The 15493-nt window shown below is 64.4% G+C and carries 13 protein-coding genes and 2 pseudogenes; 5 read left to right on the top strand and 10 right to left on the bottom strand.

Annotated elements, in window-relative coordinates:
• Both msrA and V7778_RS07970 read right to left on the bottom strand, forming a co-directional pair.
• On the bottom strand, nucleotides 1-512 hold a 512-nt coding region (msrA, locus tag V7778_RS07975), incomplete at its 3' end, for a peptide-methionine (S)-S-oxide reductase MsrA (RefSeq protein ID WP_335553531.1).
• Nucleotides 513-619: 107 nt separating this feature from the next.
• Nucleotides 620-1048 (bottom strand): cupin domain-containing protein, encoded by a 429-nt coding sequence (locus tag V7778_RS07970; RefSeq protein WP_335553530.1) that lies wholly within the window; start codon nucleotides 1046-1048, stop codon nucleotides 620-622.
• Nucleotides 1049-1073: 25 nt separating this feature from the next.
• Between V7778_RS07970 and V7778_RS07965 the strand changes: the two genes are divergently transcribed.
• Both V7778_RS07965 and V7778_RS07960 read left to right on the top strand, forming a co-directional pair.
• Nucleotides 1074-1583 (top strand): flavin reductase family protein, encoded by a 510-nt coding sequence (locus V7778_RS07965; protein ID WP_335553528.1) that lies wholly within the window; start codon nucleotides 1074-1076, stop codon nucleotides 1581-1583.
• A gap of 151 nt (nucleotides 1584-1734) precedes the next feature.
• Nucleotides 1735-2934, top strand: coding sequence for an acyl-CoA dehydrogenase (locus tag V7778_RS07960; RefSeq protein ID WP_335553526.1), 1200 nt, complete (start codon nucleotides 1735-1737; stop codon nucleotides 2932-2934).
• A gap of 171 nt (nucleotides 2935-3105) precedes the next feature.
• Here V7778_RS07960 and V7778_RS07955 read toward each other — a convergent pair whose 3' ends face one another.
• Nucleotides 3106-3861 carry an SDR family NAD(P)-dependent oxidoreductase gene (locus V7778_RS07955; RefSeq protein ID WP_335553524.1) on the bottom strand — a complete coding sequence of 252 codons (756 nt, stop codon included), beginning with the start codon at nucleotides 3859-3861 and terminating at the stop codon, nucleotides 3106-3108.
• Between the two features lie 143 nt (nucleotides 3862-4004).
• On the opposite strand from V7778_RS07955, the gene V7778_RS07950 reads away from it, so the two are divergent.
• Nucleotides 4005-4901: an AraC family transcriptional regulator gene (locus tag V7778_RS07950; RefSeq protein ID WP_335553522.1), complete on the top strand. Its 897-nt coding sequence runs from the start codon at nucleotides 4005-4007 to the stop codon at nucleotides 4899-4901.
• A gap of 145 nt (nucleotides 4902-5046) precedes the next feature.
• Nucleotides 5047-5214, top strand: a pseudogene (locus V7778_RS25155) (IS30 family transposase); the annotation flags it as partial.
• A gap of 70 nt (nucleotides 5215-5284) precedes the next feature.
• On the opposite strand, the gene V7778_RS07945 reads toward V7778_RS25155, so the two are convergent.
• The 4 genes and pseudogenes from V7778_RS07945 to V7778_RS07935 all read right to left on the bottom strand — a co-directional run bounded on the left by V7778_RS07945 (nucleotide 5285) and on the right by V7778_RS07935 (nucleotide 9568).
• A complete protein-coding gene (locus V7778_RS07945; RefSeq protein ID WP_335553540.1) occupies nucleotides 5285-5641 on the bottom strand; it encodes a DUF4279 domain-containing protein in 357 nt (118 codons plus the stop codon).
• Between the two features lie 58 nt (nucleotides 5642-5699).
• Nucleotides 5700-5912, bottom strand: a complete 213-nt coding sequence (locus V7778_RS25150) for a hypothetical protein (protein WP_442920707.1) — start codon at nucleotides 5910-5912, stop codon at nucleotides 5700-5702.
• Nucleotides 5913-6141: 229 nt separating this feature from the next.
• Nucleotides 6142-6590 (bottom strand): annotated as a pseudogene (locus V7778_RS07940) (transposase); the annotation flags it as partial.
• Nucleotides 6591-7270: 680 nt separating this feature from the next.
• Complete coding sequence (locus tag V7778_RS07935; protein WP_335553520.1) at nucleotides 7271-9568, bottom strand: hypothetical protein; 2298 nt, start codon at nucleotides 9566-9568, stop codon at nucleotides 7271-7273.
• A 321-nt stretch (nucleotides 9569-9889) separates the two neighbouring features.
• On the opposite strand from V7778_RS07935, the gene V7778_RS07930 reads away from it, so the two are divergent.
• Nucleotides 9890-11920 (top strand): putative bifunctional diguanylate cyclase/phosphodiesterase, encoded by a 2031-nt coding sequence (locus V7778_RS07930; protein ID WP_335553516.1) that lies wholly within the window; start codon nucleotides 9890-9892, stop codon nucleotides 11918-11920.
• Between the two features lie 176 nt (nucleotides 11921-12096).
• On the opposite strand, the gene V7778_RS07925 is transcribed toward V7778_RS07930, so the two are convergent.
• The 3 genes from V7778_RS07925 to V7778_RS07915 form a co-directional block, all read right to left on the bottom strand.
• Entirely contained in the window at nucleotides 12097-12780 is a 684-nt protein-coding gene (locus V7778_RS07925; protein ID WP_335553514.1) for an OmpW/AlkL family protein, read from the bottom strand.
• A 70-nt stretch (nucleotides 12781-12850) separates the two neighbouring features.
• A complete protein-coding gene (locus V7778_RS07920; protein WP_335553512.1) occupies nucleotides 12851-14209 on the bottom strand; it encodes an SGNH/GDSL hydrolase family protein in 1359 nt (452 codons plus the stop codon).
• A 250-nt stretch (nucleotides 14210-14459) separates the two neighbouring features.
• Entirely contained in the window at nucleotides 14460-15491 is a 1032-nt protein-coding gene (locus V7778_RS07915) for an L-threonylcarbamoyladenylate synthase (RefSeq protein WP_335553510.1), read from the bottom strand.
• Nucleotides 15492-15493 lie beyond the last annotated feature (2 nt).

Genomic DNA, 15493 nt, shown 5'->3' with positions numbered 1-15493 from the left:
TCCGCAAACGTCTTGCGGAATTTCTGCACCTTGGGCGCCACCACGAAGGCGCAATAGCCCTGCAGCGGATGCTGGGCAAAGTAGTTCTGGTGATAGTCCTCGGCCTTGTACCAGGTTTCCTGCGGCAGGATCTGGGTCACGATCGGCGCGTCCCACACCGCCGCCATCTCGGCCATCACCTTGTGCGCGGTGGCGTCCTGCTCGGGCGAGGTGGTGAAGATCACCGAGCGGTACTGGGTGCCGACGTCGTTGCCCTGGCGGTCCGGCGTGGTCGGATCGTGGATGGTGAAGAAGATCTCGAGGATGTCGCGGTAGGCGATCACTTCCGGATCGAACTCCACGCGCACCACCTCGGCGTGGCCGGTCGTGCCCGCGCAGACCTGTTCGTAGGTCGGATTCTGTACCTGGCCGCCCATGTAGCCCGATTCCACGCGGACGACGCCGCGTGCTTCGAGATACACCGCTTCCAGGCACCAGAAGCATCCGCCACCAAGAATTGCTGTCTCTGTCATTTGGCTGTCCTAGCTGTGAATGAATAAAAGGGCGCTGCCTGGCCAATGACCAAGGCGCCCGGGCTCTCTTTCATATGCGAATGAAAGGAAGGAACTTCAAGGGCGGCTCAGCATCCCGCCGGATCGATGATCATCAGTGTGCCATGGCTGCCTTCGGCAACCGCATGCGGCACGCCCGGCGGCACCAGGACCATCTCGCCACCCGCCACCACGACCGGCTCGTCGTGCACGGACAGGAACATTTTGCCCTCGATCACCACCAGCGCTTCAGCGTAGTCGTGGGTTTCGGCGGGATAGGCCTGCCCATCCATTTTCAGGACCTTGATATTGCTGTTTCCGGCATGGCCGACAATGGCCGATTGCCAGAAATGCGGCAAACGGTCGGCAGTGTTTTTCAAATGAAGATGGGACATGGAAAACGATTCCTGGTTCATCGAGATGGAATAAGGTAACGCAAAGCGATATTGCTTGCAGGGATGACCCGCTTTTTCGCCCTGGCGCCGGGGCTGGCGCAGCGCTTGCCCCAGCAATGGCATAATGGCGCCAACATCCAGGGTCCCAATGAATACACGCTCTCCCCGCGCCACCGAGCGCGGTTTCGATTCGACGCATTTCCGTCACGCACTGTCGCAATTCGCCACCGGCGTTACCGTTATCACGACGCGCCTGGTCGACGGCAGTTTCCGTGGCCTGACCGCCAGCTCCTTCAATTCGGTCTCGCTGGAGCCGCCGCTCGTCCTGTGGAGCCTGGGCGCGGGCGCCAACAGCCTGCCCATCTTCAGCGGCAACTCCCACTACGTCATCAACGTGCTCTCGGCCGGCCAGGAAGAACTGGCGATGCGCTTCTCGCGCCGCCGCGACAATCCCTTCGAGGGCGTCGACTACGAGCTGTCGCGCACCGGCCAGCCCATCCTCAAGGGGGTGTCGGCCTGGTTCGAATGCCACAACCGCAGCCGCTATCCCGAGGGCGACCACGTCATCTTCGTGGGCGAAGTCGAGGAATGCGCGGTCCACCCCCAGCCCTCGCTGATCTTCCACGGTGGCAAGTTCGGCGTCTCGCCGCACCGCTGAGCCCCTACCCGGCCGGGGTTGCTCTCCGGTCAAATATAAAAATTCCTGTCGCAGTTTCAAAAGATGCGGGCGCGCTCCCTTCCCTATAATGGCCAGGTTGGGCGTGACTCGTCCGCATTCGACCAAGAACCCAGAGAGACAGGATTTCGCAATGACCCGTTCCGATTCGCCCAAAAAGGCCAAGGCCCAATTCCATTGGGATGACCCGCTGCTCCTGAACAGCCAGCTGACCGACGACGAGCGCATGGTGCGCGACGCCGCCGCCGCCTATTGCCAGGACAAGCTGAAGCCGCGCATCCTGGAAGCCTTCCGCCACGAGCAGATGGACACCTCGATCTTCCGCGAAATGGGCGAACTCGGCCTGCTCGGCCCGACGATTCCGGAACAGTACGGCGGCCCGGGCCTGAACTACGTGGCCTACGGCCTGATCGCGCGCGAAGTCGAGCGCGTCGACTCGGGCTACCGCTCGATGATGAGCGTGCAGTCCTCGCTGGTGATGGTGCCGATCTACGAGTTCGGCAATGAGGAAACCCGCCAGAAATACCTGCCCAAGCTGGCCACCGGCGAATGGATCGGCTGCTTCGGCCTGACCGAGCCGAACCACGGTTCCGACCCGGCCTCGATGGTCACCCGCGCCCGCAAGGTCGAGGGCGGCTACTCGCTGACCGGCTCCAAGATGTGGATCACCAACTCGCCGGTCGCCGACGTGTTCGTGGTCTGGGCCAAGGACGACGAAGGCGCGATCCGCGGCTTCGTGCTGGAAAAAGGCTGGAAAGGCCTGTCGGCCCCGGCGATCCACGGCAAGTTCGGCCTGCGCGCCTCGATCACCGGCGAAATCGTCATGGACGAAGTGTTCTGCCCGGAAGAAAACGCCTTCCCGGAAGTGCGCGGCCTGAAAGGTCCGTTCACCTGCCTGAACTCGGCGCGCTACGGCATCGCCTGGGGCGCGCTGGGCGCGGCCGAGGACTGCTGGCACACCGCGCGCCAGTACACCATGGACCGCCAGCAGTTCGGCAAGCCGCTCGCCGCCAACCAGCTGGTGCAGAAGAAGCTGGCCGACATGCAGACCGAGATCACCCTCGGCCTGCAGGGCTGCCTGCGCCTGGGCCGCATGAAGGACGAAGGCACCGCCGCCGTCGAGATCACCTCGATCATGAAGCGCAACTCCTGCGGCAAGTCGCTGGACATCGCCCGTGTCGCGCGCGACATGCTGGGCGGTAACGGCATCTCCGACGAGTTCGGCATCATCCGCCACATGGTCAACCTCGAGGTGGTCAACACCTACGAAGGCACCCACGACATCCACGCGCTGATCCTCGGCCGCGCACAGACCGGCATCGCCGCGTTCTGATCCTCTCCGGCGCAAGCGGCTGCTATGGCGGCCGCTTGCCGTCTCAAACGTCGGTCGCCGGTCCACTCCGACATGCTTTCCTTTGTTGGCAGTAAACCGTCGCACCGGCGAAGGCCGGTGCCCAAGTTCGATGCGTAGACTGCGCGGCGTTTGGTCCTGGTCCGCTCCGCGTCAAATCCCCTGCCCACCCGACACCTCGATCCGCTGCGCATTCACCCAGCGATTGTCCTGCGCCAGCAGGCTGGCGATCATCGGACCGATATCGTCCGGCACGCCGACCCGTCCCAGCGCCGTGAGCCCGGCGAAGATGCGGTTGATGTCCGGATTGTCGCGCACCGCGCCACCACCGAAATCGGTCTCGATCGCCCCCGGCGCCACCGTGTTCACCGCGATGCCGCGCGCCCCCAGTTCCTTGGCCAGGTAGCGGGTCAGCACCTCGACCGCGCCCTTGGCCGCCGCGTAGGCCGCGTAGCCCGGATGGCTGGTGCGGGTCAGTCCCGACGACAGGTTGACGATGCGTCCGCCGTCCGCGATCAGCGGCAGCAGCGCCTGGGTCAGGAAATACACGCCCTTGAAGTGAACGTTCACCAGGGCGTCGAACTGCGCCTCGGTGGTCTCGGCGATCAGCGCATAGTCGCCGTGGCCGGCATTGTTGACCAGGTGGTCGAAGCTGTCGCGGCCCCAGGTGGCGCGCAGGGCGGCGCGCAATTCCTCGGCGAAGGCCGGGAAAGCGGCGACGTCGCCGCTGTCGAGCCGGAAGGCCAGCGCCTTGCGGCCCATGGCTTCGATCTCGGCAACCACGGCCAGCGCGTCCTCGCGGCGGCTCTGGTAAGTCAGCACGACGTCGCCGCCGCGGCGGGCAATGCTCAGTGCGGTATTGCGGCCCAGGCCGCGGCTGGCGCCGGTGATCAGGGTAATCGTGTTCATGGTGTGCTCCTTGTAGAGGTGGTGAGAAGACAGGAGCCATGGTGGGGCCGGCGTGCATCCTTGCGTTGCCGAAAGCTCGCCGACGCTTGCCTGATCCTCCAAATAGAGAGACACCGGGTCGCCGGCAGGAGTAAGCTGGACGCATGACCACCCTGCTCGAACTCGTCCGCCGCCACACCGAATCCCATGCCGGCCGCGACGGCGTCGCACCGACGCCCATCTCCGGCCTGAGTGCGGTGCGCGCTACCACGCCCAGCGGCCTGCTGCACGCGATCTCGCATCCGCTCGTCTGCCTGGTCCTGCAGGGCAGCAAGCATGTGACCATGGGCGCGCAAGGCTTTGCCTTTTCGGCCGGCGATTCGCTGCTGATCACGGCCAACGTGCCGACCGTCAGCCAGATCACCCGCGCCAGCGCGGCCGAACCCTACCTGTCGCTGGTGCTGGAACTCGATCCGGCGGTGATCGCGGAACTGGCGGTGCAAATGGCGGGCGCACAGGATGCGGACGGCTTCCCGGTGCGGGTCGATCCGACCGACGCGGAGACGGCCGACGTGGCCCTGCGCCTGATGCGCCTGCTCGACCGTCCCTCGGCCATCCCGGTATTGCATCCGCCCTTGGTGCGCGAGCTGCATTACTGGCTGCTGGCGGGACGCCACGGCGCGGCGATCCGGCGCTTGGGCTGGCCCGACAGCCACGCCCAGCGCATCGGGCGCGCGGTGGCGATCCTGCGCCGCGACTTCGCCAAGACCCTGCCGGTGGAGAAGCTGGCCGCCGTCGCCGGCATGAGCGCCTCCTCCTTCCACCAGCATTTCCGGACCGTCACCTCGCTATCGCCGCTGCAGTTCCAGAAGCAGCTGCGCCTGATCGAGGCGCGCCGCCTGATGCTGTCGGAAGGCGCGAACGCCAGCAGCGCCGCATTCGCCGTCGGCTATGAGAGCGTGACCCAATTTACGCGCGAGTACGGGCGTCTATTTGGCATGCCGCCGGTGCAGGATACGCGCGCCGCGCGGGAGCGGGCGCGCGAACCTGCTGACTTCTAGCATGGCTAATGAGGCTGACAACGAAAATCAGGCCCTTGCTTAGGAGGCAACGAAGTCAATACACTGTGTCTTTTTGATTGTCTACTTTCGGCCCTGGATTCAACTGGTGAACGCAATACTCTAAGCCGTATGGAGGAGAGCTCACATGAAGCAGAGACCACGGATCTATTACTCGGATAGTCAGAAAGCGTTGATGTGGGAGCGATGGCGCCAAGGCGACTCCCTTCAAAAGATCGTCTAGCTGTTTGACCGCAACCACGCTTCAGTTATTCGGATTCTGGCTGAGACAGGTGGAATATGTCCAGCACGCCGCCCCGCTCCAGCGCTCGTCGTAATGTGTGTGTAAAACAGGGGTTGGGACACTCGCACCCTACTCTCACGCCCTACTCATCGGAAAAATAATTGTCGATGCTGAGTGGAATTCCGTAGCTGCCAATCTCAGTGAGCAATTTCGGGGACAACGTAGGGCCACCATCAAAGCTGGCTTGGAAATGACCACACCACCATACTCCATCAAACTGACCGGCTAGGGCGATAATTTCAGCTTTTCTGTGTCTCAGATTCTTGAGCATAAATTCCAAGCCATCTTCCAAGCTTTCCCACTCCAACTGAAACCCCTCTTCACCGTGGCCATTGTATGCCCAATATGGACGTCGCCTCCTGCGTGACAAGATCTCCGATTGGTTAGACGAATTACTAGGAACCAAATTCAATAGAGCTGATATGTCAGAAGGTTCCAGCTGATCACCGGAGAATCGGATCTGTACTGTATAGGTATGGCCTGTTTTTTTTCGTGAGTCATGGAATCACTGCATTAGCTGGAATTGTTGGCCAAATTGGCGGCAGTAAAGAAGGTACCATTCGTAAGCAGCGATAAACCATGTAAGCGGTCCCTCCAGCAACGACGACAGTCGCGGTCTTCTTGCAAGTTTCCCCACACGCTTCTGCTGGAGCTGTTGGGGGAGGCGGTCCACCACAACCATTTTTTCCATCTGGCTTTCCATATTCCACCCATTGCTCATATGCATGTGCAGGTTCGGCTCTGCTCGCGTCTGGATCGCCAGGATCTTCTATGCATTGGTGAAACCAACGTTGGAAATTCCTATCCGTGTATTCCCACGGTAATCCCCCTATTTTTAGAGCACGCTAAAAGTAGAGGTTAAGCGGCGAGCGCCAATTTCTGTTTTGGCGCAATACCGCCGATTGCCATGTTGGGCCGGTCGTGATTGTAGGTCCACAGCCAGTTGCGCTGGTTGGTCGTCAGTCGCACCAGCCAGTCGGCAATGAGGACGTTTTCCGCGTCCAGCTTGGCCTTGTAGCGGTAGCAGGTTTGACTGATACCGAACGCCTGGCACGCCAGCTTGACCGTGGCCGACCGCTCTGTCACGGCCCATTGCGCCATCTCCCGCCGCTGAGATGGCGCTACCATTTTTTTGTGAGTGCCTCCGCAACGATCTCGGCCTTGAGACGCTCCTCGACGTACATCTTCTTGAGGCGCCGGTTTTCTTCCTCCAGCTCCTTCATCCGTGCCATCAACGAGGCGTCCATGCCGCCAAACTTGGAGCGCCACTTGTAAAACGTGGCATTGCTAATGCCGTGCTCGCGGCACAGCTCCGGTACTGGGCTGCCGGCTTCTGCTTGCTTGAGGATGGCGATGATCTGGCTGTCGGTAAAGCGGGACGTCTTCATGTAGAGCTTCCTGTGTCTTAAGTAGAAAATTCTACTTCTGATCGCGCTCTTTTTGTGGGGGGGATTACCGTTCCAGTCACGGCGGCGTTCGGAGAAGAGTAAGCGTGCCGAAAAAGCGTTTTGTCATTGGACATATTTTCCATCTTCCCTCGCGCGCCCGTAATCGCGGTCATAACCGCTGCTTTAATTGCACGGCACGGATCATCTGAATTGGCACAATTGCGATCAAAGTGTCTCTCTTCCATCCGCGTCATGTCATTCGGACGGGGTGGGCGACTTGTAGCAGGCGAGATCGGCAACGAGCCGGGCCATGCAAGCGCTCGAGTGATTGGAGAGCATGGGAAGGAATTTAGATTTACCTACGGCAACTTTATATCTTTTCTTCCCCTGAAAGCTCTCGAAAAGTCACAATTGTGGTGTGGCTCCAGGATGCTGAACAGGATTCATCTTTCGACGAAGCCTTACCCCTATGATCACTCCTAGATTGCTCTCCAAGAATTTGTCGTAATTTGCTTACTCTAATCGCTAATGCTGAATCACTAATGGAGCTTCTAAGGGTTGAGCGTTATGTTCACTGACTGAATCCATTGCCAAGAGCGGATGACGTGTCTGTGTAAGGGACGTGGCTGCCGCCTGTTGTCGTATCTACCGTATCGCACCAAACGACTTTGTACGGCGCATTAAATCTCCCATTGCCACTGCACCGTCAGCGCCCGAGTACTGCTGCGCGCGAACGGCATGCGATCATCGACATACCCAGCCGACACGGTCCGCCCGTGCCGCCAGCGATAGCGGTACAGCACCGACCGGTGGATCTGCCTGTCGTTCCAGGCCTCCAGTTGCGTGATGCCGTCGTCGCGCCGCGCGGCCCAGGTATTCTGGGCCAGCACGCGCAGCGAGTCGCGCGGGCTGAAGTGAAGCATCGCCAGCCAGCGCCAGGCCGTGTCGGAAAAAGCATCCTGCCCCAGCGTGCCCCGCACCCAGGCGCGGTTCACGTGGTGGTCCAGCTCCAGCGCCCAGCCCCTGGGCAGGGGAAAACGCAGGCCCACATCGAAGATCACGTTGCCGCCGGGACCGACCCGGTCGGCGTCCGCATCGAGCTGGCGTCCCAGCGAGACTTCGGCGGCGATCTTCGACACCCAGGCCAGCGGCACCGTCTCGAGGCCGAAGTGCAGGGCCGGCGTGCGGTGCAGGCGCCCGCCCTGCCGTGCCCGCTGGCGGTCGAAGCCGAGCTGGGCCGAGAAGCGCGTCTGGCCCGGCGCCGCCAGCCAGATACCGGGACGGATCTCGCGCGTCACCACTTCGTTGCCGGGCTGCCCGCCGAGGCGGTTGCCCAGGGTGCGGATCTCGTGCAGGCCGAGATGCGCCTCGAATTCATGCAGTCCCAGCGCGTCCTGGCGCCCCAGGATGCGGTTGAGGTCGAGCTGGAGCCTGGCGATGCCCGCCTGCGGCAGGAAGCCATTGTCGTTGACAAAGCCGGGGCCGATCGCCTCGACCACGGCCTCGTTCCACCAGTCGCCCGAGCTGTGCACGAACTTGCCCCACAGGTAGCCGTCCTCGCGGCGCGGCATGCGCGTCAGCACCTGGGATGCGTCGAATCCGGCGCTGGTACGCGAGTGCATGGCGACAAAGGAAGCCTGGCGCTGCGCTCCCTCGGCATCCTCGCCGCGCCATTGGCCGTCGAGGCCGAGCACGTCGTTCCTGCCGAAGGCATGGTAATCGCGCTGCGACACGAAGGCGCCCAGCAGCAGTCCGTCGCCGTGCCAGCGCGTGCGCCACAGGCTGGCGGTCGAGCGGTGTGCCTGCGCGTATTCCAGGGTTTCGTAGGGACGGCCGCGCAGCACCAGTCCGCCGGGCGCGTCGCGCAGGCTCAGCGCGGTGGCGTCCAGGTGGGACGCGCGCCAGGTCGCGCGCGCGCCCCATTGCGGATCGAATACGGTGCGCGAATAGAAGGCCGGCAGCGGCAGCCCCAGCACGTCGGAACTCTCGAGGAAGAAGCCGCGCTTTTCCGGCAGGCTGAGGGCGATGTTGCTGGCGCCCGCGGAGACAGGCTGGTCGACCTCGATCTGCGAATAGTCGGGATTGAGGATGCCGTTGAACACCCAGTCGGCGCGCGGGCGCACGTTGACCTCCAGCCCCGCTTCCATGCGCAGGCCGCGTTCGCGCCGCCCGTCCACGCCGTCGCGCGCGGCGCGCAGGGTCAGCTCCGGCCGCAGCTCGACGAAGCGGCGGTCGCGCACCGTCTCGACGGTCGCGCCCATGCCCTCGATCTCGCGCAGGAAGGTCAGCTGGTTCAGGGCGTCGGTCTTCATGGGCGCCGTCAGCAGCAGCGTGCCGCCGGCATGCGGTACGCTGCGCTCCACCAGCAGCTGCCAGGCACGCCCGCCCGCATAGGGGAAACGCAGGTTCGACAGCGGCCAGCGCACTTCCATGCTGTAGCCGTCGGGCAGCAGCTTGACGGCCGCCTCGAGCGGAAAGTCGGGACCCAGGTCGGATTCGTCGTCGTCGGCGCGGTACACGCCGTCGCTCACGACGCCCGCCGTGTTGATGCGTACGAACTGGGCGGCGCGCCCGTGGCCCACCGGGTCGATCCAGAGGCCGATGAAGTCCTGGTCCAGGCCGACCTTGTCGCGCCGCGCCAGCGAGCCGCGCAAGGCCGCCGGCGCCGTGTCCCAGGCGCGGATGGCGAACACCAGGGCATGCTCGTCGATCAGCAGCTGGACCGTGGTGCGCAGGGTCGACGGCAGCGGATTGCCGTCGCGCGGCTGGTGCTTGTGGAAGTCGTCGTGGACGGGCGCGCCTTGCCAGGCCGGGTCGTCCAGCGCCCCGTCGATGCGCGGCGTGTCGGCCTGCGCGATGCGCACCGCGCGCAGGCCTTGCTCGGCGGCGGCAACAGGCAACGACAGGCAAAACAACAGGACTAGGAAGGTTCGAAGCACGCGCATGTTCACGGCGAATCGCATCAGGACGACGGTCATAGCTTGCCATAAGCCAACAGGGCGGCAAGTGTAACACGCGCGTTGTAAAAAATGAAACGTTTCTCCGTACGTTAGCTGAGCATTGCTAACCGTTGATTTGTCAGACGCAAACAGGTCCAGATGCGCTGCGGCCACCCGACATTCTTTACGATTTTCAATCGCGCGTGGTTGCGCAGGCTGTCTTTTGAGCTACCATCGGTATTCGTTCTCCATCACCCGGCTGTTTCAATTTTTCACTGTCCGCGAGACTTGATGAACGCACCACCAGCCTTGGATCAGACCGCTTCAGATAGTGTGCGCTCACTATCACTTGAACTGCTGTTGAGCAATTTGCCCGGCGCGGCCTACCGTTGCCGCAACGATGGCGATTGGACCATGGAGTTCGTCAGCGACGGTGTGGAGAAGCTCACCGGCTATTCGGCTGCCGCCTTCACTTCCCGTCCAGGCCTGTCCTTCGCCAGCATCATCCATCCGGATGACCGCGCCGGCGTGCAGCGCACCATCGCCGCCGCGCTGGCGAATGACCGTCACTTCCAGCTCACCTACCGGATCCGCTGCGCCTGCGGCACCGAGAAATGGGTGTGCGAACAGGGCGCGCTCAGCCCCCACGGCGACGGCAGCATCCTCGAAGGCTTCATGTCCGACTTCACGCCCATCAAGCAGGCCGACATGATGGTGATGGAACAGGCTTCCTTCCTGCAGCGGGCGCGCGACGCCATCATCGCCATGGACATGCATTCGCGCATCACCTACTGGAACCACGGCGCCGAGCGCCTGTACGGCTGGAGCGCCCAGGATGCGCGCGGCAAGAAGTTCTGCGAGCTGCTGTGCGACGACCTGGCCGCCTACCAGGGCGCCTACGAATGCACCCTGGCCGACGGCGAATGGTCGGGCGAGCTGACCCACGTGCGCAGCGACGGCTCGGCGGTCGATATCGACGCCCGCTGGACCCTGCTGGCGCCCGACGACGCGCTCGGCGCCGGCCAGAAGATCCTGGTGATCGGCGCCGACATCAGCGAGCGCAAGCACAACGAAGCCAAGATCTTCCGGCTCGCCTTCTTCGACCCGCTGACCGACCTGCCGAACCGCGCCAACCTGCTCGACCACCTGCGCCGCGCCCTGCTCGGCAGCGCGCGCACGCGCAAATGCGGGGCCCTGATGTTCTGCGACCTCGACAACTTCAAGTTCCTCAACGACACGCAAGGCCATGCGGCCGGCGACATGCTGCTGCAGGCGGTGGCGCGGCGCCTGGAGCACTGCGTGCGCGAGGCCGACATGGTGGCGCGCCTGGGCGGCGACGAATTCGTGATCCTGATCCAGCCGCTCGAAGACACGCGCGAAGGCGCCGCGGCCCAGGCCGAGACGGTGGCGGCGAAGGTGGTGGCCGCCATGGCCGCGCCCTTCCAGCTGGGCGAGTTGAACTACACGCTCTCGGTCAGCGTCGGCGTCGCCACCCTGTGCGGCACCAGCGACACGGTGGAATCGACCTTGCGCCAGGCCGACGCCGCGATGTACCAGGCCAAGGCCTCCGGGCGCAACACCTTCCGTTTCCACGACCCGGCCGTGCAGGCGGCCTGGTCGGCCCGGGCCCAGCTCGAGAACGGCTTGCGGCGGGCGCTGCGCAACAACGAATTCCTGCTGCATTACCAGCCCCAGCTGGACCGCGCCGGCCACGTGATCGGGGCCGAGGCCCTGCTGCGCTGGTGCCAGCCGAACGGCAAGATCCTGTACCCGGCCGAGTTCATCCGCGCGGCCGAAGAAAGCGGCCTGATCGTCGACATCGGCCGCTGGACCCTGCGCACCGCCTGCGCCGAGCTGGCGCGCTGGCAGAGCTCGCCGGAAACGGCGGGCCTGACGATGTCGGTCAACGTCAGCGCGCGCCAGTTCACCGAGCCCGATTTCGTGCCCATGCTGCAGCGCATCTTCGAACACACCGAAGTGCAGCCGTCGGGCCTCAAGCTCGAGCTGACCGAAAGCCTGGTGGTGAGCGACTTCACCCAGACCGCCAACACGATGGCCACCCTCAAGCGGCGCGGGCTGTCCTTTTCGCTGGACGACTTCGGCACCGGGTACTCGTCGCTGGCCTACCTGCGCAAGCTGCCGCTCGACCAGCTCAAGATCGACCACAGCTTCATGCGCGACGTGCTGACCGACCAGAACGACGCCTCGATCGTGCGCTCGATCATCGCGCTGGGCGACAGCCTGGGGCTGCAGGTGATTGCGGAGGGGGTGGAGACGCCGGGGCAGCGGCAGTTCCTGTCGGATGCGGGCTGCTACATCTACCAGGGCTTCCTGTACCAGCGGGCGATGAGTGCGGAGCACTTTACGCAGTATGCGAGGAGTCTCCATTGAGTTCATGCGGTAGCGGCACGCATGGAAACTTGGGTTCCCGCCTTCGCGGGAATGACGGTTTCACCGCTAACGTATGATTCGTCATTCCCGCGCAGGCGGGAACCCAAGTTCGCAGAGCAGCCGTAGCAATAAAAAAGCCCGCCAAAGCGGGCTTTCTCACATGCGGGAACCAGCAATCAGAACTTGTAGCCCACCGCCAGCACCACCGACACCGGATCCAGCTTCATCGCCTGGGTCTGACCGGTCGAGAAGCTGACATTGGTGCGCAGGTGCGCCTTGTTGACCGTGACGTCGCCGAACCAGCGCTCGTTGAAGTTCATCGCCACGCCGGCCTGCAGCGTGTAGGTGAACTTGTTGTCGATGCTGAAGGTCGTCGGCACATTGCTGCCCGGGTTGGTCACCGCGGTCATCTTGAACGAGCCGCGCTCCTTCATGAAGTAGGCATAGGTCGCGCCCACGCCCACGAACGGGCGGAATGGCGCGCTCGGCTGGAAGAAGCGGTACTGCAGGAACAGGGTCGGCGGCAGCGCCTGGACCGTGCCCAGCTCGCCGGTGCCGGCGATCGCGCCCGCGCCGTAGATGCGGTGCTTGTACGGGGTGCCCAGCGCCAGCTCGGTCGAGATGTTGTCGGTCAGGCCGTAGGCGAAGATCAGCACCGGCTGGGTGTCGCGGCCGACGTCGGCCTTGGTGCCCGGCAGGGCCGGCGCGCTGATGTCGCCACTCTCCACCTTCGGGGTCAGCTGGTTGATGCCGAACTTGGCGGTCAGCTGGCCTTTCGACTGGGCCGACGCGGTCGAGGCGCATGCCAGCGCTGCAGCCACACCCAGCATCGTCACGACGCTCTTGAAACGTACTTTCATTTTTTCTCCTGGTTTCTTGTGTGATGGCCCGCTCCGCATCGTGCCGATGGCGGGCGGGCCTGCCGCAGCCTTACAGCCAGCCCTTCACAGCCATGTCCTTCAGGACGTAGCGGGCAATCAGGTTGTTCTCGAACGGGGTCGGGTGGACCGAGTCGGCGAACATGTAGTGGCTCACATCACCTGCAACCGTGTTGTTGGCGGTGCAGACCAGCGAGGTGCCGCCCAGCGCATTCGTGCCGCAGGCCGGCGCGCTGACGTTGGTCAGGCCGTACGGGGCCGGGTTCTTCACCTGGTCGTTCGAGACCCAGTACAGGTCGACGTACAGGATGCGTGGATCGTCGGCGCCCAGGCCGTTCTTCAGCTGGGTGTTGAAGGCGTTGATCATGGCGGTCACCAGTTGCTGGATCTCGACCGGACGCGACTTGGCAGCCGGGGTGCTGGCGACGTCGGGCAGGTTGGCCACGACCACGAACTTGGCGCCTTTGCCGACCAGCTCGTTGCGTACCATCGCGGCCATCTGGGCGCCGGCGGTGCCGAGCTCGGTGACCATGCGGGCGGCGTTGGCGGTGGCGTAGTCGCCGGCGGCCTTGGTGCCGGCGGTGGTGCCGTCGGCCTGGGCCTTGGCGACCATCGGGCCGTACACGGCCGGCGAAGCGACAGCCTGGTTGCCAGGCTGGGTGGCGGCGGCCGTGACGGCGGCCTGCACCACGCTGGCGTCGGTCTTGCCCGGGCGGGCGTTCTCGGTGGCGATCGCCAGGCCGATGGCCTGGGCGGCGGTCTGCGGGTTGGTCGCGCCGGCCGCCAGCTGCATGGTCAGCGAGGTGGCGAAGGCTTGCGCGCCCGCGGTGGTGCCGGCGGTCTGGATCGCGGCCATCTGCATCAGCACGTCGTTACCGCCGGACAGGATGGTCACCAGTTCGGTGCCGGTGAACTTGCCGCCGGTCTTGGCGAGGTGGTTGGCGATCTGGCCGGTGAGCGGCAGGGTCATCTCGCCGATCGGCGAGCCGGTGGCCTTGTTGCCCGGGCCGACCGGGTTGGTCACGCGCGAGCCGCCCTGGGCGTAGTTGAAGCAGTTCGCGTGGTTGGTGATCGGTACGTTCAGACCCAGGCTCGCGTCGCCTTCGAGGCCGGTCTGGGCGGCGCACGGCGCCGGCAATCCAAGCTGGGCAGCCATGAAGTCGAGCCAAATCTTGCCGGTCAGGTCGGGATGCTTGGCAGTGCTGTCGCCATTGATGGTGAACTTGCCGCCGCCTGCCGCCTTGACCGCGCCCACCGAATAGGTGCCGACGTCAGACAGGCTGTCGCCGAAGGACACTTGCTGGCTGAAGGTGGTCTTTTGCGTTTGGTCGCCGCCGGCGGGGCTGCTGCCGCCGCACGCCGTCAGCAACGCTGCCGTCAACAGGGCAAGCGCGAGTTTGGTTTGACGCATTGTGTCTCCTAACGATGGTTATTATTGAAACGAACGCCCGTGCTATTCGTATCACAACTAATATGCCAGTGTTCAGTTCGCTTGTATAGCGAATCCTTGCAATTTCGTAACTTTTTACACCCTGTGCAACAAGGGAATAAATGCGAAAAAGGGAGGCGATTATAGCGTTCTCATGCGTAGTGAAAGAAGCACTATTTCGCACGCGTGTGCCGCCATGACATGGCGCTTTGCGCCATGTCATGAGGATGATCTAGGCCCCCGGCTGGCGGTTGAGCAAACCGTGCACGATGCCGGTCGAACCGTGGGCTGCGCGGCGCAGCCGGTCGTTGACGCCCAGCCAGGCGCCGTCCTTGGGCGGGGCCTCGACCAGGATCACGTCGGCGCCCTGCCCGTCCATGGCGCGCAAGGCCGCGTACAGCGCATGGGCGAAGCCGTCCGGCGTAGCCGGCAGGCGCAGCGCCGCGTGGGTCGGCGGCATGTCGGTGTAGTGGATCAGGGCCACCTTGCGGCCGGCCTGCGCCAGCTCGGCCAGGGTGGCGCGCAGCACGGCGCTGTCCTGCATCGCCACCGGGGTGTGCGGCGCGTAATGCGATTCCAGGGTGCCCGAGGCGCGCGGCGCGGCGGCGTCGGGCGCGGCCGGCATCCGGTCGATCACGGCGGCGATGGCATCCGCGCCAATGTGACCGGGACGCAGCAGCACCGGGCCGTGCGTGGCCAGGCGCGACAGGTCGACGATGGTCGATTCGATGCCCACCTGCGAGGCGCCGCCGTCCAGCACCAGGGCCACGGAGCCGTCGGCGCCGAATTCGTCGCGCACGTGCTGGGCCAGGGTCGGGCTGACGTGGCCGAACTTGTTGGCCGAGGGCGCGGCCACGCCGCCGCGGCCGCCCTTGAAGGCGCGCAACAGGGCGATCGCCACCGGGTGCGAGGGACAGCGCAGGCCCACCGTATCCTGGCCGCCGCTGACGGCGTCCGGAATGTTGGCGGCGCGCTTCAGGATCATGGTCAGCGGGCCCGGCCAGAAAGCGTCGGCCAGCGCCTGGGCTTCCTGCGGGATGTCGGTGGCCCAGTAGTCGAGCGCCGCGCCGGGCGCCAGGTGCACGATCACCGGGTGATCCTGGGGACGGCCCTTGGCGGCGTAGATGGCGGCCACCGCGGCCGGGTTTTCGGCGTCCGCACCGAGGCCGTACACGGTCTCGGTCGGGAAGGCGACCAGCGCGCCCTGCTCGAGGGCAAGCGCGGCCGCGTCGATCGCGGCCTGGTCGATGGTGTGCTGCCCCATGG

It is taken from the genome of Massilia sp. DD77, from assembly GCF_036961685.1.
Lineage (GTDB): Bacteria > Pseudomonadota > Gammaproteobacteria > Burkholderiales > Burkholderiaceae_D > Telluria.
The sequence above is the reverse complement of the archived record's forward strand: the minus strand, read 5'-3'. Positions and strand labels throughout refer to the sequence as shown.

Coding starts and splice junctions, on each gene's coding strand:
- V7778_RS07950 (WP_335553522.1), top strand. CDS start 4,005: ATGACCACCCTGCTCGAACTCGTCCGCCGCCACACCGAATCCCATGCC.
- V7778_RS07960 (WP_335553526.1), top strand. CDS start 1,735: ATGACCCGTTCCGATTCGCCCAAAAAGGCCAAGGCCCAATTCCATTGG.
- V7778_RS07955 (WP_335553524.1), bottom strand. CDS start 3,861: ATGAACACGATTACCCTGATCACCGGCGCCAGCCGCGGCCTGGGCCGC.
- V7778_RS07970 (WP_335553530.1), bottom strand. CDS start 1,048: ATGCCATTGCTGGGGCAAGCGCTGCGCCAGCCCCGGCGCCAGGGCGAA.
- V7778_RS07965 (WP_335553528.1), top strand. CDS start 1,074: ATGAATACACGCTCTCCCCGCGCCACCGAGCGCGGTTTCGATTCGACG.
- V7778_RS07920 (WP_335553512.1), bottom strand. CDS start 14,209: ATGCGTCAAACCAAACTCGCGCTTGCCCTGTTGACGGCAGCGTTGCTG.
- V7778_RS07915 (WP_335553510.1), bottom strand. CDS start 15,491: ATGGGGCAGCACACCATCGACCAGGCCGCGATCGACGCGGCCGCGCTT.
- V7778_RS07925 (WP_335553514.1), bottom strand. CDS start 12,780: ATGAAAGTACGTTTCAAGAGCGTCGTGACGATGCTGGGTGTGGCTGCA.
- V7778_RS07935 (WP_335553520.1), bottom strand. CDS start 9,568: ATGACCGTCGTCCTGATGCGATTCGCCGTGAACATGCGCGTGCTTCGA.